The organism is Psychroserpens sp. SPM9 (assembly GCF_025153525.1).
In the GTDB taxonomy this organism is placed as follows: domain Bacteria; phylum Bacteroidota; class Bacteroidia; order Flavobacteriales; family Flavobacteriaceae; genus Psychroserpens.
The window spans coordinates 321,385-346,642 of record NZ_JANZNR010000004.1 but is presented as its reverse complement, the minus strand read 5'-3'; the positions used below and the strand labels follow the sequence as shown (position 1 = coordinate 346,642).

Genomic DNA, 25,258 nt, shown 5'->3' with positions numbered 1-25,258 from the left:
CCTTTAGCGATTCAAAATCAGTCCCGTAATCGACATTAAAGCTTAGTTAATAACTCTGCATAAATCCCTTTCAAAAAACAACTACATTTTCCTATTTTGCAGTGCTGTATAATTTCCAAATCATAGCATCATTATATGAAAGTTTGTATTGCCGAAAAACCTAGTGTCGCACGAGAAATCGCGCAAGTTCTTGGTGCCAATACAAAACGTGATGGCTACTACGAAGGCAATGGTTATGCGGTGACTTATACTTTCGGGCATCTATGCACACTCCTCGAACCTAACGATTATAAACCTTATTGGAAAAGTTGGGATCTTAATAATTTACCCATGCTTCCCGAAAAGTTTAAAACCAAAGTGGTGAGCAATTCTGGGATTGAAAAACAATTCAATATTGTAAAATCACTCTTTGATAAAGCCGAACTTGTCATTAATTGTGGTGATGCTGGTCAAGAGGGAGAATTGATCCAACGTTGGGTCTTAGATCAGGCAAATTATAAAGGAAAAGTACAGCGTCTATGGATTTCATCCTTAACTACGGAAGCCATTAAAGAAGGTTTTGAAAGTCTGAAAGATTCTGAAACCTACGACAACTTGTATTATGCCGGATTTTCACGTGCCATTGGCGATTGGTTATTAGGTATGAATGCCACGCGTTTATATACAGTAAAACATGGAGGCTATAAACAAGTGCTCTCTGTTGGTCGAGTGCAAACACCAACATTAGCTATGGTTGTCAACCGTTTTAAAGAAATTGAAAACTTTAAACCGCAACCCTATTGGGAATTACAAACCCTCTATCGCAATACCTTATTTGCTTATGAAGAAGGGCGTTTTCTTAAAATGGAAGATGGTGAAATTCTCGCTAATAAGGTCAAAGAACATGATTTTGAAATTGTTTCAATCACCAAAAAGAAAGGTAAAGAATATGCACCAAAACTCTTTGATTTAACAGGATTACAGGTGTATTGTAATACGAAATTCGGATTTTCAGCAGAGGACACTTTAAAGATTGTTCAGAAATTATATGAACAAAAAGTAGTCACCTACCCTAGAGTTGACACCACATTTTTACCTAATGATGTATATCCAAAAGTTCATGGTATCCTTCAAAAGCTAACGCAGTATTCTCAATTAACCCAACCGCTTTTAGATAAGAAAATAAAAAAGTCGGCTAAAGTATTTAACGACAAAAAAGTCACCGATCACCACGCTATTATTCCTACCGGAATTGAAATCAAACTTCAATACAATCAACAACAAGTTTATGATATTATTGTCAAACGATTCATTGCTGTATTTTATCCAGATTGTGAGGTTTCAAATACCACAGTTATTGGAAAAGCTGATGATGTAAATTTTAAAACTACAGGTAAAGAAATTCTGAAAGATGGCTGGAAAGTGGTCTTTAAATTCGGAAAAAAAGACACGACGACAGTTTCAGATAAAGACACTTTACCAACTTTTACAAAAGGTGAAAAAGGACCTCACGAACCATCGTTTTTGGAAAAACAAACCAAACCTCCTAATCAATTTACTGAAGCTTCGCTCCTACGCGCCATGGAAACCGCTGGAAAGCAAGTAGATGATGATGAACTTCGGGATTTAATGAAAGAAAACGGGATTGGTCGTCCTTCAACACGAGCCAATATTATCGAAACACTTTTTAAGCGTCAATATATCAAACGCAACAAAAAGCAAATCTTACCAACCGTAACTGGTATTGCACTTATTGATACGATTCAGAATGAATTATTGAAATCGGCAGAGCTCACAGGACTTTGGGAAAAGCAGCTCAAGGATATTGAAAAAGGCGAATTTAGTGCCAGTCTATTCATAAAAAACATGAAAAAAATGGTAGACGATTTGGTATATGAAGTCCGTAGTGAAACTACCAGAGCCAATATTTCGCAAGCTATAGTAGTCAAGCAAAGACAAGCTAAAGTGAAGCAAACTAAGGCTGCAGGAATTTCTGCTGAAGCTTGTCCGAAATGTAAAAACGGACAGTTAATCAAAGGAAAATCGGCCTATGGCTGTAATCAGTTTAAATCGGGTTGTGATTTTGTATTGCCTTTTAAAAACTTCGGAAAAAAGATTTCTGAAAAGCAATTTATCCGACTGTTACAAAAAGGATCTACCGTAAACCTGAAAGGCTTTACTTCAGAAGATGGAACGACTGAAGGCTTGCTGCGTTTTGATGAACAATTCAAATTGGTTTTAGAACCCAAAAAGGGAACGCCAAAACCTTCCGAAGCCAAAAAAGCAGATACCGTTAAATGCCCAAAATGCCAATCTGGAACCATTATCAGAGGAAAAACGGCTTATGGCTGTACGGCTTATAAATCGGGTTGTGATTTCCGAATGTCCTTTGATAGTATTCGTGCAAAAGCTAAGGATAAACAATTGACTAAAGATTTGGTGTATTCTATTTTAAAAGGCGAACTTTAGTATGGAACATCGTCATTTTAAGCTCTTCAAACCCTATGGGTATTTGAGCCAGTTTCAAACCAATGCCAAACATGAACGCCATAAAAAATTTTTAGGCGAATTGTATGATTTCCCTGAAGGCACGATGGCTATCGGACGCTTGGATAAAGATTCTGAAGGACTACTCTTACTGACTACAAACGGAAAAGTAAGCCATGACATTACTAGTGGCAAAACCGATAAGGAATACTATGTGCAAGTAGATGGTGATATTACAAAAGATGCCTTAGAGCAATTACAGCAAGGTGTTGCAATAAGTCATCAGAGTCAAATATATACCACCAAACCGTGTAAGGCTTTTAAACTGGATAAGCTTCCTGATTTTCCGGAGCGTGCCAAAAAAATTCGGGATGAGCGCCACGGAAAAACCTCTTGGCTATCGATTACGCTTCATGAAGGTAAGTTCCGACAAGTACGTAAAATGACCGCTCAGGTTGGTTTTCCAACATTGCGACTCGTTCGTGTACGTATCGGAACGATAACTTTGGACGATTTAGAAATGGGAGGCGTAAACGAAGTGTTTAATCCTTTACTTTAATCATTTTCTGTTGTTGACTAAATTTACCGTTCACCAGTTTCTTACAAAGAATTGTATCGCCTTTAATTTCGGTAATTTGAATTTTGTAACTCGTACCAATTAACGAAGACATGATACTATCACTGACTTTAAAATAGGTAAACTCATAGGTACAATCGTCTATCCACTTGACGCGGCTAGTCACTTTCATATGCCTCATTTCGGGAATAGAATCAATTTGTATCGAATCCCGTCTGATAGTAAACACGCCTTGATAATCGCTATCAACGTATCTAAAATGACCTGTTTTAAATCGAGAACAATCTAGTTTTTGAGAATAAGTATAAGTTGTAGATAATACTGCAATTAAGCAAAAGAGTCTTATCATCGTCTAAATTTAAATCAGCTTAACACGAACCGCATTCATTCCGCGATTTCCTTTTTCTAATTCAAATTGCACTTTATCGGTTTCCTGAATTTCGTCAATGAGTCCACTCACGTGACAGAAGTATTTTTCTTGGTCTTCGGTATCAATGATAAATCCGAAACCTTTAGAATGATCAAAAAATGATACTTTTCCTTTTCTGATAGGATCAAATTCTTCTTCTTCAACATCTTCCTTTTTAGGAATTCCGAGGACGATATTTTTTGCTTTTACTTTGACTTTATCAGCTGGATCTGGTGGTGTATCTGTAAGGTTTCCAAACTGATCTACGTAAGCAAACGGAATGCTTTCAGCACCTCCATTTTCTTCTTTTTCAAGCTTACGCGCTTCCATTTTTTTGCGCTTTTCTTCGCGCTTTTTTAAACGTTTTTTTTCTTTTTCACTTTTGTTAAATGTCTGTTGCGACTTTGCCATTCTTAATTTTTGGGTGTTTTAATTATTGATGTACATTACATCATTGTTGTAAAGATAATATGAAAAGTTGAATAAATCTCGTGTATCTGCAATTAGTTAACAATAAGTTAAATAAATGGAAAGCAAGTGCTGTATCTGTTTTCAGCATTCACCTTGAGTTTATTTTTTTAATTAGAATACTTAATCTTTAATCACATTTACGGTGGCTTTTACACCTGTGAGTAGATTCCATTTTTTTGAAGACACCAAATCGCCTTTGTCATTATAGACCAGGAATTCAGCAGTATTAGGTCCAGAATCACCTTGATTGAGCGCTAAAAACACAATTTTATTTACGCCAGGATTAAGTGTGACGTTAAACCCTTTATATCCCGAAGACAAAACCATTGCAGGTACCACAATGTCGTCATTAACAAACACGCGAACCATATCACCATCTGGATACTCATGATCCCGACAAACAATTCTAACAAAAGTGCCGTTACTTTTGATGTCACCGAGAAAAACATCTGCCATGGTTTCAATTTTAAGTCCCTGTTCAACAGCTACTTTATTAAAACGTTGTTCAAATAGTTCTCCAGGATTTCGCAATCCATTGTCATGAATCATAGAAAATTCCTTTTCAGGCTTTTTTATACTGATTTTACTTTCGGTTGGAATGCCAGCTATATTCTTTTTAGACTTGGTAATCCCAATTTTAGATTCTGGTTTTATAATCAAACGAGGCGTAGAATCTTTATCCTTCTTCTCTACTGCAGGTATCCTAATAGATTTCTTCTCGTTGTTGTCTGGTTGTTGAGCAAACAAAACGCAAGTACTTAAAAAAAGTAAGAAAAAAATTAGGTGTTTCTTCATCATATTATTTTAGTATCGTTGTTTCAAAAACCATACCTAACGATAAAAGTAACGACTTTAATGAATAAAGATTTTAATTTTTCGTTAAAACTTTCCGTTAAAACTCAATCGTAACTTTCGCGTGTACTCTTCTAACAACCAGTCTTTATAGTTTTTTGTACTGTTCATTATACAGTAACAATATTGCTTGATTCGGTAGCAAATATCATCGTGTAACAACTTTGCCAGTTCTCTGGCTTCAAAGACATCTTCGCTGTTAGCAATTACCAATTCAGAATGTTGCGCAATACTGTTTTCAATGGCTTGCATTGATTTTTTACCTTCTCGAATCACTTTTTTGTATTCGGCTTTGATATCAAAATCATCATTAGGGTTCTTCTTGAAGCGCTTTTTTAAAGAATCGGGCATTCTATAAACAAACTCCCGCTCTATATCTTCATCATTTCTAAGATTTTCCAGGTAAAAATCAGGATTTTTAAAAATATGTTGCCAATCGACAGGCTGACTCCATGGTCCGAAACGCACAGCATTATTTCCTAAATCAATAACCGAAAATTTAGTTTTGTCACCATAAATTCTTGAGCCTCTTCCAATCATCTGAAAGTATAAGGTCAATGAACGTGTAGCTCTGTTTAAAATAATAGATTCTACGGAAGGCTCATCAAACCCTGTAGTTAAGATACTCACCGAAGTCAAAATACTACCCGGTGTGTTTTTAAACCATTTTAAAATCTCTTTTCGTTCTTGTTTTGAAGAGGTATTATCCAAATGACGCACATCATATCCTGCGCGTTTGAAGGTATAATACACTTCTTTAGATGTATTGATTCCGTTGTTAAAAATTAAGGTTTTTTTACCTTTAGACAATTCCTCATAAGCAAACAATAACTTGCCTTGCATTGCTGCATTTGTGTATAAGGCTTCGGAAGACTTTACCGTATAATCACCATTAATGCCAATTTTAAGCGAGTTTAGTGATACATCATAATTATAGATTTCGGCAGAAGCTAAAAATCCGTTTTTAATCAAGGTTGAAATATTATCACCAACGATTAACTCTTTGTAGTTATCTTTCATTGGTAATTTAATATTACTACTTAAAGGAGTTGCTGTAACACCTAGGATAAAGCAATTTTCAAAAAATTTAAATAGTTTTCTAAATGAATTATAATGTGCCTCATCAATGATTACTAAGCCGATATCTTCAAGATTGAGTTTCCCGTCGTTGAGTCGGTTATTTAAGGTTTCTACCATAGCAACAAAACACTCATACTGGTCTTGATCTGGTAATTCTTTAACCTTACTATTGATAATCTTATTATTAACACCAAAACCGTGAAGAACTTTTGAAGTCTGTTTGCAAAGTTCAATACGATGCGTTAAGATGACCACTTTCTTTTTGTGGTTCTTAATATATTGTCTTACAATTTCAGAAAAAATTACCGTTTTCCCTCCTCCTGTTGGCAATTGATACAAAAGGTTGTAATTTTTTGGAGCAGAATCAAAAACGTCAAATATACGTTTAAGATCGGCTAGCTGATAGTCGTAAAGACGTTTTTTAGTTTCCTGTTTTGATGTGACTTCTAAGGTTTCGGACATAAATTAATAGCTTGAAAAACAATTCTTGCAAAACTACACTTTTATAAGAGTTTTCAAGGCATATTGTTAAAAACAATTGAAAAGTAATCCCTACCCATTTGTGTTAAAAAATGTTAAATTACTACTATGTAATGCAAAGTACTGTAACAATTTTATTTTCTGGTCGTCTTTTAGGTATAACATCAATCATTAAAAATCAATTATTATGAGAACTTTAAACAACAATCAATTGACAAGTACATCGACAGAAACAAAAATTTATACTTGGAATCAAAAAAGACGATATAGATAATATATCATCAATTCATCAATCAAAAAACATCACAATCATGAGAACTTTAAACAGCAACCAATTAACGAGCACATCAACTGAATCAAGAATTTACAGTTGGAATCAGAAAAGACGATATAGATAATACTATATCCATTCATCAATAAAAACATCAATCTACCATGAAAGCTTTAACTAAAATTATCAATACTTCACATACAACAAATGACGACTTAGAAACGTTACGTTAATAGTGATAGACAAACATTCATCAATCAAAATTAATTGAACTTTGTTCAATAGGAATCTGAAAAGACCAGCAAACTAATAGTATGCTGGTTTTTTTGTTTTAATCTATGGTATCGTTTTTGAGACGTCTTAAAAATTATATAATCTTAAAAACTATTATCATGAAAACTTCCAGACGACAACATCCACAGGTTAATGCAGGATCTATGGCAGACATTGCCTTTTTACTGCTTATTTTTTTCTTAGTAACAGCTGTTATTCCTAACGATAAGGGAATCAACCGAAAGCTTCCGCCACCTTGTGACGACTGCATAGTAGATTACGAAAAACATAACATTTTAGAAGTCAAAGTAAACGCTAACGACGAATTATTAGTTAACAATGAGCTTGTAAAAATTGACGAACTTAAAACGATTGCCAAAGCCTTTCTTGATAATAATGGCGATGGATCTTGCCTTTATTGCAACGGATTAAAAGACGAAACATCTTCTGATAATCCAGCTAAAGCAGTAATTTCGCTAACCAATGACAAAAGCACATCGTATAACTTCTATATCAAAGTGCAAGATGAGTTAACTAAAGCTTATTATGAATTACGGGAGCATTATGCTGTAAATGTCTTAAATAAACAGTCTGACCAATTAACAAAAGAAGAGCTGTTAAAAGTGAAAAAGGCTTATCCGTTTATTCTCTCTGAAGCAGAAATTAAAGACTAATTTAAAGTATCGTTTTCAATTTCAACCCTATAACTGATGTTAACTTTGCGCCTGCCCCATTGCTTTGCAGCGTTAACATCGGTTCCCATATAGATATCTATACGATTTCGCCAGCGTCTATTCATTTTATCTTTTACCAAATAAGTTCCTTCTAAGCCTTCAACTTTAACTAAGGTATTGTGCTCCAAACCTTGCTTTAATAAATCTCGTGAAACTGCTATATAACGCAAACCAGGTTTTAAACTGTCACCAAAAGCTGTGATGTGCGGATTCGAATTGGTTTGATAAGCTAATGAATTATACGCCGTTGCTGTCACTTCAATACTCACCCACTCATAAGGTGTTGACTCCACATTCTTACAACTAAAAGCGACTAAACTTAGTCCGAATAAAACATATTTGATATATGAGGCAGAGGAATTCATAAATAAATATAAGATTTTGTAACTTCACTTTCGAAACTAAATCCAACAAAAATGAAATCCAGCATCTATTCTTTTGCGCTTCTTGTACTACTAACTGCATGCAAAACCGATAATAAATCGCATGATATGTCTTCAAAAAAACACGATACTACCGAGCTAATCAAACGTGCAAAAGTCATTCACGAACATGTGATTACCTTAGATACACACTGCGATATCAATGTTAAAAACTTTACAGATTCTATTAATTATACACAAAATTTAGAATCGCAGGTAAACCTTCCTAAAATGAAAGCTGGCGGATTGGATGTCGCATGGTTTATTGTTTACACTGGTCAGGATACACTGAGTGACGCTGGATATAAAAAAGCTTACGACAATGCCATGTCTAAATTTAATGCCATTCATAAATTAGTAAATGACATTGCGCCAGACCAAATTGAATTAGCCGTAACTTCTGATGATGTGCGTCGGATTTCTAAATCCGGCAAAAAAGTAGCTATGATAGGCATAGAAAACGGTTATCCCATCGGAACAGATATTTCTAATGTGGAAAAATTTTACAACTTAGGCGCACGATATATGTCGCTTTCACACAATGGTCATAGCCAGCTATGTGATAGCAACACAGGTGAAGAAGACGATATATGGTTGCATAATGGCTTAAGTGACTTAGGAAAAGAAGTGGTTGAAGAAATGAACCGTTTGGGAATGATGATTGATGTTTCTCATCCATCAAAGGAATCTATGCGTCAAATGATAGAACTCAGTGAGGCTCCAATTATCGCCTCGCATTCTTCGGCAAGAGCCTTATGTGATCACAGCAGAAACTTGGATGACGAACAATTAGAATGGATGAAAAAAAATGGTGGTGTTGTACAAACAGTAGCCTTTCAAACCTACACCAATACTGAAAAAAATGAAGCCAGAAATAAAGCCTTAAAATCCATTAGAGAACAAATTGCAGATTCCTTAGGAACCCAATGGTATCAATGGAGTGAAATAAAAACATTATCCGATGACGAACGTAATGCCTTTTACAATGTAAGAAGTGAAATTGTAACGCTTGCCGATGAAAAAGTAAAAGAACTTGAAAACTTCCCGCCTAAGGTAAATGTGTCAGACTTTGTAGATCATATTGATTATATGGTTGAAAAGATTGGTCTTAAACATGTTGGAATTAGCAGTGATTTTGATGGCGGCGGCGGCGTTGAAGGCTGGAGTGATGCTTCAGAAACCTTTAATGTAACTTTAGAATTGGTAAAACGCGGTTACACCGAAGCACAAATCGAACAGCTTTGGAGTGGTAATTTGTTAAGAGTGTTAGACGAAGTTCAGGCAATAGCTAAAACAAAATCTTAATTAAAAGCATTAAAAACATCCATAATATTAGCAATTACGGTTGCCACAAAGAGAAAAAAGAGAATCGTATTCGCAATAATTCCAAATAATTTTTTAAACGAATTGGGTTCTTTTCGTCCTTTAATACTGAAAATAAAACCAATAATAGACGATACAAATACCAAAATCATAATAAAACCACTTGCAAACGTATACGTGTTGATTGAAATTATTTGGTTAGCTGCCAGTATTTGAACCAGTAAGAACAAGAGAAATGTAACAATAGTAATAATGGCAAACTGAAAGCCTTTTTTGGCGTTTGATGGTATATTCATGTTTATAAATTTAATAAGCCAGAAGATCTTTTAAAGCAGCTTCAAAACGCCCTTTAGCCATATATTGCTCTTCCAGCTGGTTCACAAACGGAATAGGCGTTTCCATACTAGCCACACGTTTTACAGGTGCATCTAATTGCTCAAAACAATGTTCCATAATCAATGCTGAAATATCACTAGCAATACCACCAAATAAAGAATCTTCTTGTAAAATAATGACCTTACCTGTTTTCTTAACTGAAGCATAAATGGTTTCGGTATCTAATGGCTGAAGACTTCTCAAATCAATCAAATCGGCACTAATAGTCGCATGAGTTTCAAGGGTTTCTAAAGCCCAGTGAACTCCTGCACCATAACTAATAATGCTTACTTCATTACCTTCTCGTAATACGGATGCTTTTCCTAATGGAAGCGTGTAATAATTTGTTGGTACCTCTTGTCTAATACTACGATATAAAGCTTTGTGCTCAAAGAATAATACCGGATTCGGATCTTCGATAGCTGTTGTTAATAAACCTTTAGCATCGTAAGGAAAAGCGGGATACACCACTTTTAAGCCTGGTGTTTTTGTAAACCAAGCTTCATTGGTTTGTGAATGAAATGGTCCAGCCGCAACACCACCACCACAAGGCATTCTTACAACAACATCTGCTTGTTGATTCCATCGGTAATGTGACTTAGCCAGATAATTCACCACAGGATTAAATCCCGAAGTGACAAAATCGGCAAACTGCATTTCTACAACTGCTTTCATACCAGCTATTGATAATCCCATTCCAGCTTCAACAATGGCTGATTCACAAATTGGCGTATTTCTTACGCGATCTTTCCCAAAAGCTTTAACAAAACCATCTGTGATTTTAAAAACACCGCCATATTCAGCAATATCTTGTCCCATAATGACTAAGTCCTTATGTCTTTCCATAGCTTGTTTTAATCCTGAAGAAATTGCATCAATAAGACGTAATTCTTCAGTTTTAGAGGTCGGTTTAACCGCTTCAAAATCAAATGGTTTATAAACATCGTTCAATTCGGTATCCCAATCAGGAACTATAGGTGCTTCATTAAAAGCCTTTTCCAAATGCTCGTTAATTTCATTGATAATCGCCTCTCTAATAGCAGCATCTTGCTTATCAGATAAGAGACGTTCTTCTTTTAAAAACGCTTTAAAATTTTCTAAGGGATCTTTTTTAGCCCATTCATCCATTAAAGCTTTAGGAACATATTTAGTACCACTCGCCTCTTCATGACCACGCATTCTAAACGTTTTAAATTCAATTAAAATCGGTCTAGGTCGCTTGCGAATGCTTTCGGCAAGTTTTTGAATTTTTGTGTAGACTTCAATAATATTATTACCATCCAGAATAAAAGACTCCATACCGTAACCTTTACCTCTGTCGGCTATATCTTTACAGCGATACTGCTCATTGGTTGGTGTTGACAAACCATACCCATTATTTTCAACACAAAATAAAACTGGCAATTGCCATACCGAAGCGACATTTAATGCTTCATGAAAATCACCTTCGCTCGTTCCTCCTTCACCAGTAAACACTGCCGTTACTTGCTTTTTATTTTTTAGCAAACTCGCCAAAGCAATACCATCGGCAACCCCTAATTGTGGTCCTAAATGTGAAATCATTCCAACGATATTAAATTCTTGTGTTCCAAAGTGAAACGAACGATCGCGTCCTTTTGTAAAGCCATTAGCTTTTCCTTGCCACTGACTAAATAATCGGTATAAAGGAATCTCACGTGTGGTAAAAACACCCAGATTACGATGCATAGGAAGGATATATTCTTCATTTTGCATAGCCATCGTGACACCAACAGAAATAGCTTCCTGTCCAATTCCTGAGAACCACTTAGATATTTTTCCTTGTCGTAATAGAATGAGCATTTTCTCTTCTATTAAACGCGGTTTAAGCATGTTTTTGTAGAGACGTAAAAGGGTTTTATCGTCTAGATTTTTTTTATCGTAGGTTATCAAACTCTTGGATGAGGTCAACATTATTAGAAGTATTTCGTTAGTTAATCAAATGTAAATAAAAATTGACGTTTAAAAAGACTAAGTTCATTTTTTTTAAGTACAATTGAAAACTGTGATTTTAGTTCGATTTTCGCTATTTTTGTTATATTGACGTACAAATAAATCCATTATATAATGAATAGAATACCTAGTGTGAATCTTCAGGACTTCCTTTCTGAAGACCCAAGCCGAAAGCAAAAATTTATAAACGAGATAGGAAAAGCATACGAAGACATTGGTTTTGTAGCTTTAAAAGGTCATTTTTTAGACGACGAACTCGTTGACAACTTATATAAAGAAGTAAAGAATTTTTTTAATTTACCTTTAGAGACCAAGCGCAGTTATGAAATTGAAGGGATTGGTGGTCAACGTGGCTATGTTTCTTTTGGAAAAGAAAGTGCTAAAGGAAAAAAGGAAGGTGATTTAAAAGAGTTCTGGCATTTCGGACAATATGTAGAGGATGATCCTGAGCGTGCAAAAGAATATCCTGATAATGTTGAAGTCAAAGAACTTCCTGAATTTAACAAAATTGGAAAAGACACGTATCAAATGCTTGAAAAAACAGCAAAATATGTATTACGCGCTTTAGCCTTATTTTTAGATTTAGAAGAAACCTATTTTGACAACTATATCCATAATGGTAATTCTATTTTAAGACCTATTCATTACCCTCCAATTTTAGAAGAACCTGAAAACGCTGTTCGTGCTGCCGCTCATGGTGATATCAACTTGATTACTTTATTAATGGGTGCTCAAGGTCGTGGATTACAAGTTCAAAATCATAAAGGCGAATGGATTGATGCTATTGCCGAACCCGATGAACTTATGATTAATGTTGGTGATATGTTATCAAGACATACTAATAACAAACTAAAATCTACCATTCACAGAGTGGTCAATCCGCCACGTGAACTTTGGGGGACATCGCGTTACTCAATTCCGTTTTTTATGCATCCCATCAGTGAAATGAAACTCAATGTTTTAGATAGTTGTATTGATGACAACCATCCGAAACAGTTTGATGATATTACTGCTGGAGAGTTTTTAAATGAACGCTTAATTGAACTCGGACTTAAAAAATAAGCCTTCAGTCGCTATCTCAGTATGTAAATATTGTGACTGCTAACGGAGACTGTAAATGGTTGTTATGGATTTACAAGATCAATTAAAGAACCTCTTTCCAGATCATGTTTCTGAAGAAAATTCCGAAGAAAACCCCTCGAAAGATCAAGGTATTTGGCTTCAAGATGAGCCTATACTTTGCAAGTATGAAAAGCGAAAAGGAAAGCCTATCACTATTCTTGAAGGCTATACAGGTGCCGATGATGATTTTAAAAAACTAGCTAAAGAGCTTAAGCAAAAACTATCGGTTGGCGGAAGTTTTAAGGATGATAAAATCATAATTCAAGGTGATTATCGCGATAAAATCATGCAGATTTTAAAAGACAAAGGTTTTAACGTAAAACGAGTTGGAGGCTAAATGAACGCACGCACATTACATATTACAAATGGTGATTCGTTGAGTAATTACTTATTCGAATTAAAAACAACCACTCCTGAGAATACGATTACGTGGCAGGAAACACTGTGTGTTGGTCCTACCTTAGAATATATTGCTTCGGAAGAATTTATAACAGCACGAAAATCTTTTTTCAAGTCCTTTTATAATATAACCCTAAGCCGAAAGGAAATCATGAGTACCTTCAATAAACTGAATGATATTTCGGGATTTACAGAGGTTGTACTGTGGTTTGAATACGATTTATTTTGCCATATTAATATGGTAGCTGTTATTAGTTTGCTAGAACAAAAAGGTATCAAACTACCTATTTACCTGGTTTGTAGTGGTCGTGTTCCTGGTGAAAAAGGACTAAAAGGTTTATCAGAACTTAAACCTAAACAATTAGAATCTCATTATAAAAACAAAGTTAAACTCACCGACGCTGATATTTCTTTAGCCAAAAACATATGGCAAATTTACTGCGGAAAAGATCACAATTTACTATTACCATTAATTGTAACCACGTCGTCGTTTAAATATATGAGCAATTGCTTAAAAGCGCATATCAAACGCTTTCCAGATATTAGAAGTGGCATCAGTACCTTAGAATATAATATTCTTAAACTCGTCAAAGAAAACACCATCAAATCAAAACACCATCTCGTTGGCTATGCACTTCATTATCAGGGCTATTACGGTTATGGCGATTTGCAATTAGAACGTGTCATCGATTTACTTTCTATATTTTTTACAGAAGACAACGGTTCATTAAAACTTAACAGAAAAGGTCACTTAGCCCTAGAACACCAGCACAATTACCAAAAAGAAATGAATAATACCATCTATTTTGGAGGTGTCAGTTGTTTAGATTACAAATTTGATAAACAACAAAATAAACTTATAAAAACAGCAATACATGCCAATTAAAGCATCCGAATTAATATTAAATCCAGACGGAAGTGTTTATCATTTAAATCTGCGTCCTGAGCATCTTGCACATACCATTATCACCGTTGGTGATCCCGATCGCGTTAACAGTGTAACACAACATTTTGACACTGTCGATTTTTCGACACAAAAGCGAGAATTTCACACACAAACTGGATCGTATAAAGGCAAAAGAATCACTGTTATCTCTACAGGGATTGGTACTGATAATATTGATATCGTTTTTAATGAATTAGATGCTTTAGTTAATATTGATTTAGAAAGGCGTGAAATCAAAGATACGCTCACATCACTTGATATTATTAGAATTGGAACTTCCGGATCGATTCAAAAAAACATCCCTATTGATTCTTTTGTAGTGAGCGAATATGCGGCTGGATTTGACAGTTTATTACATTTTTATGAAAGTGACCATGTTCAAGATTTTGAAATTTCTGAAGCTTTAAAGCAACAAACCGATTGGTTTGAAAAAAAATCAGATCCTTATGTCGTTACTTGCAGCCCAAAATTATTAAAACAAATAGCCAGTCAACAAACCACTAAAGGATTTACAGCAACCAATGTTGGCTTTTATGGACCGCAAGGCCGGATTTTAAGACTGGCAATTCAGGATAATGACCTTAATGACAAACTTGCTAATTTTGACTATAAAGGCAAATCTATAACCAATTTAGAAATGGAAACAGCTGGTATTTATGGCATTGCCAGTTTACTTGGGCATCATGCCTTATCGATGAATGCAATTATTGCCAATCGAGCCACAGGTGAATTCAGTAGTCATCCTAAAAAACTCGTTAACGATCTTATAATATACACCTTGAATAAACTAATCGATTAAAAAGAAACACATTGAAAAAAGTAAACATTGGAGGTGTTCCAGAACATTTTAATTTAGCCTGGTACCTCACCTTAAAAAATGGGGAATATAAAAACGAAGGCATCAATCTAAGGTGGAAAGACTATTTTGGAGGCACAGGTGCTATGAATAAAGCCTTACGTGAAGACGAAATTGATATCGCAGTTATCCTTACTGAAGGAATTATCAAAGATATAATTGAAGGAAATCCCTCTAAAATAGTGCAGACTTTTGTACAATCGCCTTTAATTTGGGGTATTCATGTTGCTGGTGATTCTCAATTTGAAACCATTGATGATATCAAAGGTACAAGAGCCGCCATTAGCAGATACGGATCCGGCTCACACCTTATGGCTTATATAAATGCTGAAAATAACCATTGGGATTTAGAAAACGATTTAAAATTTGAAGTGATTCGAAATCTTGATGGTGCCGTTGAAGGTTTAACCAATGGTGCTGCAGACTATTTTATGTGGGAAAAATTCACAACCAAACCCATTGTCGATGATGGTGTTTTTAAACGTATTGGTAACTGTCCTACGCCTTGGCCCTGCTTTGTTATAGCTGTTAGAGAAGAATTTCTAAATAACAACCTAGACGATGTTAAAACTATTTTAGAAATTATAAATAATACGACAGAAGAGTTTAAGTACATTCCGAGTATTGATAAAACTATAGCCAATAGATACGACCAAAAGCTCGAAGATGTTCAAGAATGGTTATCACTCACTGAATGGTCTCAGGAAGTTATTGACAAGAAAACAATCGCTACGATTCAAGATAAATTATTTGAATTAGAAATTATATCTAAGAAAGTCGACTACAATACGCTAGTAAAAAAAATAATTTAACAAGGGTAGGTAAATGATCATGATTCTTGTTTTATTGATGCAAATCAATGGTATTCAGCAGGTAATAAATTAACAAAAATTTAGCTTTTTATAATGATAACTTTCTATTTATCAAAAATTTAATTACATTTAGCTTACCAAATCGAAATGAGATACTTAACTAAATAACAAAATATGATAATAACAATTACTCTTATTCTTACTGTTTTAGTTGCTTTTAACTTTTTCTTATTGGCATTTAGTTGTAACAAAACGACTAAGAAAACAACTATTGAGAAACCAAATATTATCAATCCAGTAAAAGCAGAAACCCCTACTAAACGATTAGCTACTAGTCAATTAGCGCCAACAGGAAGTTAAACTACCACTTGATTTCTTTTTTTCCACAATCCTTTAGTATAGCATTAGTTTTACTAAAATGCTTATTACCAAACCAATACCCCCTATTAGCACTCAAAGGCGACGGATGTCCCGACACTAAAACATGATGCTTTGTTTCATCAATAAACTTGGCTTTTTGCTTGGCAAATCCTCCCCAAAGCAAAAAAATCACATCACTTTTTTCTTTACTTAGTAGCTTAATGACCTCATTGGTGAATTGTTCCCAACCTTTTTTTTGATGACTACCTGCTTGCTGCTTTCTTACGGTTAACGTCGCATTAAGAAGCAAAACACCTTGCTTGGCCCAACGTTTAAGGTTTCCAGATTTTGGATAAGGCCGATTTAAATCCCTTTCAATCTCTTTAAAAATATTAATTAATGAAGGTGGATGTGATATGCCATCGGCTACCGAGAAACACAAGCCATTGGCCTGCCCTTCGCCATGATACGGATCCTGACCAATAATTACCACTTTCACATCATCAAATGCACATAAGTCAAATGCAGAGAAAATTTGAGATCCAGGAGGATAACAAGTTTCAGTTTGGTACTCTTTTTTTACAAAATCAACTAAACTTTCAAAATAAGGTTTGTTAAATTCATTTGTCAATTTTTGTTTCCAGCTTTCCTCTATATTTATGTTCATTTGGTCTAAAAAAAATTCGTATCGTCTAAAATATGAAATATGTCATAAATTTGTAATATCATTTATAGTATCTTCGTTGTAGAAAATGCCCAAGTCATGGAAAAACAAATTTTAGAAAGAGTACAAAACATTCTAAATAAGGATCTTATAGAGATAAACACCATTGAGAAAATTTCTCATGATGATTTCTATTCTAATCATATTAAAAAAAATACGCCTGTAAAATTGACTCAAATGATGTCCCACTGGAAGGCAACAGAGTTATGGTCATTGGATTATTTTGAAAAAATAGGTAAAGACAAAGAAACCTATATGTATAAAGGTAATATTAGACAAAATGATACCAATTGGCAATTTGGTGCATTTCAAGATTACCTCAATGAGATTAGAAGTGAAAAAACAGATACCTATTTAGGGAATATGCCCATTGCTAAAATGTTTCCTGAGCTTTTAGAGCATGTTGACTTTTCTTTGATTTCTAATAATACAATACGCAACTCTACATCCCTATGGATTGGTCCTCCTGGCACAATAACAGGCTGGCATACAGATAGATTGGCAAACAATATCTTAGCACTCATTGAAGGACGAAAACTTGTGTTTTTAGTCAATCCGAAAGAATCTAAATCGCATATGTATCCAAGTGATAAATATGAGCCAGGATCGCGTTTAAGCGATGTTAATATGGAAAATTTTGATGAAAAAAAACATCCGAATTTTAAAAATGTAAATGTTCAGTATACCATCATCAATCCAGGTGAAATGTTATTCATCCCACAAACTTGGTGGCATTGTGTCTATGGCTTAGACGTTTCTATTAGTTCGAATAATTTTGGGTTTACTCCTATTGATAATTTTAAAATGAAATCATCAGAACTTATCAAACGTAAACTTCATAACGCTGGCCTCTACAGTCCGAAAAACTGTGTATGCCATTATATTGACGACAGTGGAAAACGTGTCAAACGATAAACCCCTTATTGAGTATAAACATTTTATTAGTCAATCATTAATAATTACCTTTGCATTCTTTAGCTGTTTGAGGTTATAAATTAATGATACATATTCACGAAAAAACATTACAGGACTTAGAGTTTTATTCCGTTTTACAACAGGTTTCAGATTTGTGTATTACAGATTTAGGCCGACTTGATGCCTTAGACATAAAGCCCTTTGCTACACACGAAGAGGTCCTGCAATCACTTGCCTACACCAACGAATATGTTTCGTCATTTGATAATGACAATAGAATTCCTAATCACGGATTTGAGCCCATCACTAAGGAGCTAAAACTATTGCATATTGAAAACTCGGTTTTAGACACCAAAAGTTTTAAGAAAATCGCTTCTATTACACTAACAGCAGGCGCTATTCTAAAATTCCTTAAAAAGTTTGAAACCTATTATCCATCCTTGTATGTAGCGTCAACAAAACTAGAGCTTGTCGCTAATATCGTTACTGAAATTGATGCCATAATTGATCGTTTTGGAGATGTAAAAGACAATGCTTCAGATACACTTTTTCAATTACGTCAAGCTATAAATTCGGTACGAGGAAAAATAAACCAAAGTTTCACCTCTGCTTTAAACACCTATCACAATCTCGATTATCTTGACGACATCAGAGAATCTGTTGTAGAAAACAAGCGCGTACTGGCTGTGAAGGCCATGTACCGACGTAAAGTTAAAGGCAGCATCATGGGAAGTAGCAAAACAGGAAGCATTGTTTATATGCAACCCGAACAAACCTTTCAGTATGCACGTGAACTCAATAATTTAGAATTTGACGAAAGTGAAGAAGTCGATAAAATTCTTCGTCAACTAACAGAATACGTCAGACCTTATACCACAGTTTTAGAGCAGTATCAAAAATTCCTGGTGCAATTAGACGTTATTTATGCTAAGGCCAAATACGCACAATCTATACAGGCTATTCTTCCGAAGATCAATACTGAAAAACAATACGAAGCCAGAGATGCTTACCATCCTTTACTTTATATATCTAACAAATCGGAAGGCAAAAAAACATTTCCGCAATCCATAAAATTACATCCGGAAAATAGAATTATCGTCATCTCTGGACCCAATGCTGGCGGAAAAAGTATCACGCTAAAAACCATTGGCTTAATGCAGGTGATGTTGCAAAGCGGCTTATTAATTCCGGTTCATGAGAAAAGCAATATCTGTCTGTTTGATCGTATTATTAGTGACATAGGCGACAACCAATCCATAGAAAATCATTTAAGCACCTACAGTTACCGCTTAAAACAGATGAATTATTTTCTGCGGAAATGCAATAAGAACACTCTATTTTTAATTGATGAATTTGGAACAGGAAGCGACCCAGAATTAGGTGGCGCTTTAGCTGAAACATTTTTAGAAGAGTTTTATCATCGTGAAGCCTTCGGAATTATTACGACCCACTACTCTAACCTGAAGGTTCTAGCCAACGAATTGCCATACATGCAAAATGCAAATATGATGTTTGACGAAAAGAGCTTAGAACCTATGTTTAAACTTATTTTAGGTCAAGCCGGAAGTTCGTTCACCTTCGAGGTTGCTCAAAAAAACGGGATTCCGTATAGCCTGATTAATCGCGCTAAAAAGAAGATTGAACGTGGCAAAGTACGCTTTGACGCAACGATTGCTAAGCTTCAGAAAGAACGCAGTAAACTTGAAAAAACGGAGCGTTCACTGAAAGAAAATGAAAAGAAAAAACAATCTGAAGCCGATAAGCTAGAAGAAGTTAATGCTAAAGTTCAGAAGAAATTAGAAAACTTTCAGGAGTTATATGACAGCAATCAGCGGTTGATTTATCTCGGACAAAAATTCAATGATATTTCGGAAAAGTATTTCGACAATAAGAAAAAACGAGAACTCATGGCTGAATTGTTTAAGCTGGTTCAGATTGAAAACTCAAAACGTAAAAAAGTTTCAGCAAAACAGAAGAAAGCCGAAAAAATCAAAGAAGAACAAATAAAAAAAGAAGCTGAAAAGAAAGTAGCTGTTATACGACAAAAGAAGAAATCGGCTAAGCAAAAAGAAATTAAAAAAGAACAACCAAAGCCTGTCTTAAAAGTTGGTGATCGTGTGAGAATGCATGATGGCAGAGCTATTGGCTCTATTGACACCCTAGAAAAAGGAAAAGCCATCGTCAATTATGGGATGTTTACCACCAACGTAAATGTTGATTTGTTAGAACTTGTAGAGCGTAAATAATGATAGCATCTTTAGAAAAACATAAAAAATTGATTCTGTTTGACGGCGTTTGTAACCTTTGCAATTCATCTATTCAATATGTGATTAAACACGACAAAAAAGATACCTTCCGATTTGCAGCTTTACAAAGTGACATTGGACAGCAAATTATTGACACCTATCACATCGACACTAAAACCACCGACTCCATATTGCTCTACTCCAATGAGCATGGGCTTTCAGCAAAATCAACCGCAGCATTAAAGATTGCTAAACATTTGGGATTTCCGAGAAACATGATGGTTATTTTCTTTATAATTCCTCCTATGGTTAGAAACTGGGTTTACGATTATGTTGCAAAAAATCGTTATAAATGGTATGGTAAAAAGGACGAATGCATGATTCCTACTCCAGAATTAAAGTCCAAATTTTTATAAAGAAAAAGTCCTTACGGGAATAAGGACTTTAACAATTAACAACTAATTAAAACTAATTTAACTCTAAAATAATTTTTTAATCAAGAGGGATTATCTTTTTAAGATTATTGATTAATAGCACATTATTTATAGTATAAATCTACTTCATATCTCAACTTCTGGGCAAAAACATCGGTATAAAACCAAAAAAAATTGTTCAAAAAACACGAGGTGTAAAAATCATCTATGAGATGCATGCCAATACATGTAAAATTTCAAACTCAATAACAATAGTAGTTTACTCATTCATAATTACTGTTCCCTAAACCTTCTTTTTATAGCATCTGCACTTCCTGTAGTTTTATAATGAATCAAAACCATATCATTATGAAGTATTTTACACTATTGCTATTTTTAATATCAAGTATCGCATTTTCAACTACAGAAAAAGGCACTCCAACCAAAATAAAAGCAGTTACTGTTTATCTTAATGGCGCACAAATTGAACGCACAGCTAGCATTAAGTTACCTGCTGGCACAACCGCATTTACTTTTGAAAAATTATCACCCAACATTCAAGAAAGCAGCATCCAGGTATCAGGATTAAAAAATGCATCTATTCTCTCTATCAACTTCGGAATAAACTACCTGAACAAGCATGACAGATCCGAAGACATCAAAAACATACACACACAAATACAAACCTTGTATGATGCTGTGCAAGCGGAAGACCACTTCATTGCTGGTTTTAGTGAAGAGTTATATCTAATTACACAAAACAGAGCTCTAGGGAACTCCAATCAAGTCGTGAGTTTAGAAAAACTTCAGACCTTTGCAGCTTATTACCGAAAACGAACCTCCGAAATTAAAGCTAAAATTTATGCCTCTCAAAAAGTAAAGGGTGAGATAAATGCCCAAATTTCTGAGTTAAAACAACAACTTAATGAACTTAGTGTAGACGAAAAAATTCAAACTGGTGAAATCAAAATTAAACTCAATACAGAAATCACTACAGACCTAGAACTTCAACTAAGCTATAATGTGACTGATGCTGGCTGGTTTCCAATTTATGATATTAAAGCTGAAAAAATTAATACACCAATCCAGTTAATCTATAAGGCTCATATATACCAAAGCACAGGAAATGATTGGGATAATATAAAATTAACTTTATCTACAAATGATCCTAATACCAATAATATAAAACCAAATATCAATCCGAAATACCTCAATTTTATAAGCTCCAATAGTGCTTACAGGAGCAACCGAGCAACCAAACGTTATAATTACAAATACAATCCTTTGGTAAAAACAGTTTCTGGTGTTGTAACTTCAAATCATGATGGATTGCCTTTGCCTGGTGTTAATGTGATTGAAAAAGGCACAAGCAATGGGACGCAAACTGATTTTGATGGCAGATATAGTTTAACAGTTAAAGGACAAAAAGCTCTTGTGTATTCGTTTTTAGGTATGCAAACTGAAACTTTACCTATTCACTCAAGTATTATGAATGTTGTAATGAATCCAGATTTGTCCAGCTTAGAAGAAGTTGTAGTCGTAGCTTATGGGACAGAAAAATCAAAAACAGCCTCTTCTGGTTATGTTAACCGAGTTCAACAAATGATTAAAGATGATTCGGATGAAATACCATATATAGAACCTGTGGATTACACTTCTAATGGTGATATCATCGAAGAAGGCATTACCAATACGCGTTTTGAAATTAAGAAGTCTTATACCATCCCAACCAATGGTGATGTTACTGTTATAGAAATTGAAAACTACGATGTACCTGCAACTTATGCCTATTTTGCGGCGCCTGTATTGAATGAAAATGTGTTTCTAACAGCAAAAATTAAAAATTGGGAACAGTACAATTTATTACCTGCCGAAGCTAATGTTTATTTTGAGGGGAGTTATTCGGGTAAAACCAATATTAATCCGCAAAGTACCACAGAACAACTTACCATTTCACTAGGTGTTGATCCTAATGTGATTGTTAAACGCGAGCAACCTAAAGACTATAAAAAGAATGCTTTCATTGGAAACAACAAAATAATATCCAAACGCTACGATATCGAAATAAAGAATAACAAATCAGTAGCCATAGACTTGATTTTATACGATAGAATTCCAATAAGTCAGCATAAAGACATTAAAATTGACGACATAGAAACGGGCACTTCAGAGTATGATGATAAAAAAGGAATTTTAAAATGGAACGTCAATCTAGAAGCCAAAGCCAAAGACACCTTTACATTTTCATACGTTGTAAAGTATCCAAAGTACAAGCGCGTTAACCTTTAACTCTAAAAAGCCTTAAAACAACAGCTTTAGTTTGAGCCTGGCTTCGGTTAGTTAGGAATGAATCAAGCTCTCCTTTGATATATTGGTCTGATATTAAAGGAGTTTCAGAAATAAACATCTGATTAGAAGCCCTGCGTTTTAAGGCTTTTATTTTAAACTTTTTAGAATAAAATCTAAATTCTTATTAGAATTATCATTAGTCAAATACGAATCGGTAACATATTTTGAAGGTATAGCCAAGCCTAAATCCTGAAGTTTGCTAATCGTATTGGTATAATCTAACGTTACTTTTCCGGTAAGTAGAACATTTAAATCACCACCATTTTTCGCATAATTATAAACACGATTGATACCACATAAATACTGATGATCTTTTGTAAAACCACCACCACGATGTACACGTAAGGTAATCGCAAATGCCGCATCGCGATTGAGTTTATATTGACTGTATAACAAGTCAAAGGTATCGGCAAAACTATAGCCTTTGTTTAAAGTATCTACAGCAATAACTCTAAACGCAAGCTCCTTTAAACGTTTCATGGTTAAGCAACCAGACATGTATTCAGAATAAACCGCTAACCCTTCCTGCGTTTCTACATTATTAGGAAAGCCATTAGAAAATATTTTCAAGGGTTGCGCTAAGCCGTTAAATGTCGTCACCATATGAACACCAATTTCATGGTTTGTCAAAACTTTTAACTGGTTTTTACTGAACTTATGATTCTTATGCAATACTAATGTTTGCGTATTATTAAGTACCATTGCAGCTGCTGAAAGATTTGTAGACAGCTTGATATTATAATCAAAATCATAACGCTTTGAATAGTCCTTAAAATAATCTACAGCATCATTAGCAGAATATATAGGCAACATTTCTTCGTCGAAGTCGCTATCGTCAAAACGCAGAATAAACTTGGCATTATCGATTTCTTTTTCGGTAGGCGTTCCAAAACTTTTTAAGCTATTGAAATAAAACTTACGCCCTTGATTAATCGTTTCAATACATTCAATCAATCCCGAATACTCATAAATCACATCTTCATAAAGTTGCCTGATATCCTCATCTGCTATACGTTCTAAGCGCTGAGAAAAAAATAAACGATGGAGTTTATATCCATTAAATTTGATCTTCGGATATTTAAAAACAGGATCATAAGTAAACTTTGAAGAATAGAATTGCTTTCGTTCACTAGCAATATTCAAGGGATTGATATAATTGAGTACTTCGATTTTCTTTACCAATCGATTCAAATTGGCATCGATGTCAAATAAATCTTGATATTCTTCGGTACTTGTAATTTGTGGCATTATTTTTTGTGCTTTTTATAAAAATTTGAAGCGTGCTCAGGTAATCGTGTTTTTAGTTGTGTCTCAACTGCAGCAACAACTTCGGGATACATAACATAATCATATTCGTCACAATACACCTTTGCAATTTCGGTTGCCAAAACTAAGGTATTTTGGAAGTTTTGCGTAATAAATTTTAAGAAATATCCATTCCCTTGAAACGTGTCATTAATTTTAGAAGTCGATTTGATATCGTGCGGAAATTTAAACTCCGACAAACTTTGCCGCCAAGCTTCAATATCTTCCCCAAATCGGTCGTTATCTACATTTGAAGTTCCCAAATTCCAGGTAGGCACTTCCCTATCCCATCGTTGCCAGTTATAGCTATGCATGTCATAGATAATCGCCAGACCAAACTTAGCTTCAAGTTTAGAAACCAAAGCATAAACTACCTTATAAAAATTAGCGTGTTTATCTAAACTCTTATTTTTTTCTGCTTCGGAAAGCGGCTCGTGCCACAATTGTTTTCCCCAGGCAGTTTCAAAAACCGCATTGTCAGGATCTCTATTGAGATCATATTCAAAGCGCGAATCACAACCTGCAATTAAAATAGGATGTGAAATAACCATGTTTTTAGTTTCTGGATCTTCTTCATACCAACGTTCATATTCGGTGTGTATGCAATTGTCCCAAAGATCTTTCCTAAATTGATGTCCGTCATGAACAGCCGCACACGCATAATGCACATAGTCGTCTATTTTTAAAGTAAACGAATAATCATCGGCAACAGCATGAAACAATTCTTCGTTGTTGATTTTAGAGATTATTGCAGCAATTGATAATCGTTCCATAGCGCTAACTTAAAATCTTTTTTAAACTGTTATAAATGGCATGTTCCATTTGATCCATCTCACCATCGGCAAATGCCATAAGTTTTATATCTGCAAAAAGTGCATCGGGATTTTTACTGTAAGAAGGTTCTGTATTGACAGCATCCACTATTTTTGTAATACTTTGGTAGTCATTATCGGCATCAAATTCAGACTTGATATGCTCATACGTTTCTGCACTTACACGAGATAAAATATAGTCGTGTTCGTCTTTTGTTTCTTTTAAATCAGAATGTGCCACAAATAATAAAATGTAGGCGACCAATTCCTGTTTAGTCCATCTTGTTTGTCCCAT

The 25,258-nt window shown here is 34.7% G+C and carries 25 protein-coding genes; 14 read left to right on the top strand and 11 right to left on the bottom strand.

What is annotated here, in order from left to right; translation table 11 throughout:
- The first annotated feature begins 135 nt into the window (after window positions 1-135).
- Together N4270_RS10540 and N4270_RS10535 are read left to right on the top strand one after the other, a co-directional pair.
- On the top strand, window positions 136-2,448 hold the full coding sequence (locus N4270_RS10540; protein WP_260097063.1) for a type IA DNA topoisomerase: 2,313 nt from the start codon (window positions 136-138) through the stop codon (window positions 2,446-2,448).
- A 1-nt stretch (window position 2,449) separates the two neighbouring features.
- Window positions 2,450-3,025, top strand: coding sequence for a pseudouridine synthase (locus tag N4270_RS10535; RefSeq protein WP_260097062.1), 576 nt, complete (start codon window positions 2,450-2,452; stop codon window positions 3,023-3,025).
- Here N4270_RS10535 and N4270_RS10530 read toward each other — a convergent pair.
- The 4 genes from N4270_RS10530 to N4270_RS10515 all read right to left on the bottom strand — a co-directional run bounded on the left by N4270_RS10530 (window position 3,009) and on the right by N4270_RS10515 (window position 6,317).
- Complete coding sequence (locus N4270_RS10530; protein ID WP_260097061.1) at window positions 3,009-3,392, bottom strand: hypothetical protein; 384 nt, start codon at window positions 3,390-3,392, stop codon at window positions 3,009-3,011. The two genes, N4270_RS10535 and N4270_RS10530, sit on opposite strands and share 17 nt — an antisense overlap.
- Window positions 3,393-3,401: 9 nt before the next feature.
- Window positions 3,402-3,863 carry a cold-shock protein gene (locus N4270_RS10525; RefSeq protein ID WP_260097060.1) on the bottom strand — a complete coding sequence of 154 codons (462 nt, stop codon included), beginning with the start codon at window positions 3,861-3,863 and terminating at the stop codon, window positions 3,402-3,404.
- 180 nt (window positions 3,864-4,043) lie between these two features.
- On the bottom strand, window positions 4,044-4,718 hold the full coding sequence (locus N4270_RS10520; RefSeq protein ID WP_260097059.1) for a hypothetical protein: 675 nt from the start codon (window positions 4,716-4,718) through the stop codon (window positions 4,044-4,046).
- 84 nt (window positions 4,719-4,802) lie between these two features.
- A complete protein-coding gene (locus tag N4270_RS10515) occupies window positions 4,803-6,317 on the bottom strand; it encodes a DEAD/DEAH box helicase (RefSeq protein ID WP_260097058.1) in 1,515 nt (504 codons plus the stop codon).
- Window positions 6,318-6,998: 681 nt separating this feature from the next.
- Between N4270_RS10515 and N4270_RS10510 the strand changes: the two genes are divergently transcribed.
- Entirely contained in the window at window positions 6,999-7,553 is a 555-nt protein-coding gene (locus tag N4270_RS10510) for a biopolymer transporter ExbD (RefSeq protein ID WP_260097057.1), read from the top strand.
- Here the strand turns inward: N4270_RS10510 and N4270_RS10505 are convergent.
- Window positions 7,550-7,978: a 3D domain-containing protein gene (locus N4270_RS10505; protein WP_260097056.1), complete on the bottom strand. Its 429-nt coding sequence runs from the start codon at window positions 7,976-7,978 to the stop codon at window positions 7,550-7,552. The genes N4270_RS10510 and N4270_RS10505 overlap by 4 nt on opposite strands.
- A gap of 51 nt (window positions 7,979-8,029) precedes the next feature.
- Between N4270_RS10505 and N4270_RS10500 the strand changes: the two genes are divergently transcribed.
- Window positions 8,030-9,340, top strand: coding sequence for a dipeptidase (locus N4270_RS10500; RefSeq protein WP_260097055.1), 1,311 nt, complete (start codon window positions 8,030-8,032; stop codon window positions 9,338-9,340).
- Here the strand turns inward: N4270_RS10500 and N4270_RS10495 are convergent.
- Both N4270_RS10495 and N4270_RS10490 read right to left on the bottom strand, forming a co-directional pair.
- Window positions 9,337-9,654 (bottom strand): hypothetical protein, encoded by a 318-nt coding sequence (locus tag N4270_RS10495; protein ID WP_260097054.1) that lies wholly within the window; start codon window positions 9,652-9,654, stop codon window positions 9,337-9,339. The two genes, N4270_RS10500 and N4270_RS10495, sit on opposite strands and share 4 nt — an antisense overlap.
- A 10-nt stretch (window positions 9,655-9,664) precedes the next feature.
- Window positions 9,665-11,665: a dehydrogenase E1 component subunit alpha/beta gene (locus N4270_RS10490; protein ID WP_260097053.1), complete on the bottom strand. Its 2,001-nt coding sequence runs from the start codon at window positions 11,663-11,665 to the stop codon at window positions 9,665-9,667.
- Window positions 11,666-11,818: 153 nt separating this feature from the next.
- On the opposite strand from N4270_RS10490, the gene N4270_RS10485 reads away from it, so the two are divergent.
- From N4270_RS10485 to N4270_RS10460, 6 genes are all read left to right on the top strand, one after another.
- Window positions 11,819-12,766, top strand: a complete 948-nt coding sequence (locus N4270_RS10485) for an isopenicillin N synthase family oxygenase (RefSeq protein WP_260097052.1) — start codon at window positions 11,819-11,821, stop codon at window positions 12,764-12,766.
- Window positions 12,767-12,830: 64 nt separating this feature from the next.
- Window positions 12,831-13,163 carry a translation initiation factor gene (locus N4270_RS10480; RefSeq protein ID WP_260097051.1) on the top strand — a complete coding sequence of 111 codons (333 nt, stop codon included), beginning with the start codon at window positions 12,831-12,833 and terminating at the stop codon, window positions 13,161-13,163.
- A complete protein-coding gene (locus N4270_RS10475; protein ID WP_260097050.1) occupies window positions 13,164-14,111 on the top strand; it encodes a DUF1835 domain-containing protein in 948 nt (315 codons plus the stop codon).
- Window positions 14,101-14,970: a nucleoside phosphorylase gene (locus N4270_RS10470; RefSeq protein WP_260097049.1), complete on the top strand. Its 870-nt coding sequence runs from the start codon at window positions 14,101-14,103 to the stop codon at window positions 14,968-14,970. The genes N4270_RS10475 and N4270_RS10470 overlap by 11 nt, the downstream gene beginning before the upstream one ends.
- An 11-nt stretch (window positions 14,971-14,981) precedes the next feature.
- The gene (locus N4270_RS10465; RefSeq protein ID WP_260097047.1) at window positions 14,982-15,839 is read left to right on the top strand and encodes a substrate-binding domain-containing protein; all 858 of its coding nucleotides are present in this window, start codon (window positions 14,982-14,984) and stop codon (window positions 15,837-15,839) included.
- A gap of 174 nt (window positions 15,840-16,013) precedes the next feature.
- On the top strand, window positions 16,014-16,199 hold the full coding sequence (locus N4270_RS10460; RefSeq protein ID WP_260097046.1) for a hypothetical protein: 186 nt from the start codon (window positions 16,014-16,016) through the stop codon (window positions 16,197-16,199).
- A 1-nt stretch (window position 16,200) separates the two neighbouring features.
- On the opposite strand, the gene N4270_RS10455 is transcribed toward N4270_RS10460, so the two are convergent.
- The gene (locus N4270_RS10455) at window positions 16,201-16,866 is read right to left on the bottom strand and encodes a uracil-DNA glycosylase (protein WP_260097045.1); all 666 of its coding nucleotides are present in this window, start codon (window positions 16,864-16,866) and stop codon (window positions 16,201-16,203) included.
- A gap of 96 nt (window positions 16,867-16,962) precedes the next feature.
- On the opposite strand from N4270_RS10455, the gene N4270_RS10450 reads away from it, so the two are divergent.
- From N4270_RS10450 to N4270_RS10435, 4 genes are all read left to right on the top strand, one after another.
- Window positions 16,963-17,838 carry a cupin-like domain-containing protein gene (locus tag N4270_RS10450; RefSeq protein WP_260097044.1) on the top strand — a complete coding sequence of 292 codons (876 nt, stop codon included), beginning with the start codon at window positions 16,963-16,965 and terminating at the stop codon, window positions 17,836-17,838.
- 83 nt (window positions 17,839-17,921) lie between these two features.
- Window positions 17,922-20,084, top strand: a complete 2,163-nt coding sequence (locus N4270_RS10445) for a DNA mismatch repair protein MutS (protein ID WP_260097043.1) — start codon at window positions 17,922-17,924, stop codon at window positions 20,082-20,084.
- Entirely contained in the window at window positions 20,084-20,500 is a 417-nt protein-coding gene (locus tag N4270_RS10440) for a thiol-disulfide oxidoreductase DCC family protein (RefSeq protein WP_260097042.1), read from the top strand. Before N4270_RS10445 ends, N4270_RS10440 begins: the two co-directional genes overlap by 1 nt.
- 366 nt (window positions 20,501-20,866) lie before the next feature.
- Window positions 20,867-22,786 carry a mucoidy inhibitor MuiA family protein gene (locus N4270_RS10435; protein ID WP_260097041.1) on the top strand — a complete coding sequence of 640 codons (1,920 nt, stop codon included), beginning with the start codon at window positions 20,867-20,869 and terminating at the stop codon, window positions 22,784-22,786.
- Window positions 22,787-22,933: 147 nt separating this feature from the next.
- On the opposite strand, the gene N4270_RS10430 is transcribed toward N4270_RS10435, so the two are convergent.
- The 3 genes from N4270_RS10430 to N4270_RS10420 are packed head-to-tail and all read right to left on the bottom strand — an operon-like array spanning window position 22,934 to window position 25,258.
- Window positions 22,934-24,094: a flavohemoglobin expression-modulating QEGLA motif protein gene (locus tag N4270_RS10430; RefSeq protein ID WP_260097040.1), complete on the bottom strand. Its 1,161-nt coding sequence runs from the start codon at window positions 24,092-24,094 to the stop codon at window positions 22,934-22,936.
- The gene (locus N4270_RS10425) at window positions 24,094-24,924 is read right to left on the bottom strand and encodes an N-formylglutamate amidohydrolase (protein WP_260097039.1); all 831 of its coding nucleotides are present in this window, start codon (window positions 24,922-24,924) and stop codon (window positions 24,094-24,096) included. Before N4270_RS10425 ends, N4270_RS10430 begins: the two co-directional genes overlap by 1 nt.
- Window positions 24,925-24,928: 4 nt before the next feature.
- Window positions 24,929-25,258, bottom strand: a complete 330-nt coding sequence (locus N4270_RS10420; RefSeq protein ID WP_260097038.1) for a hypothetical protein — start codon at window positions 25,256-25,258, stop codon at window positions 24,929-24,931.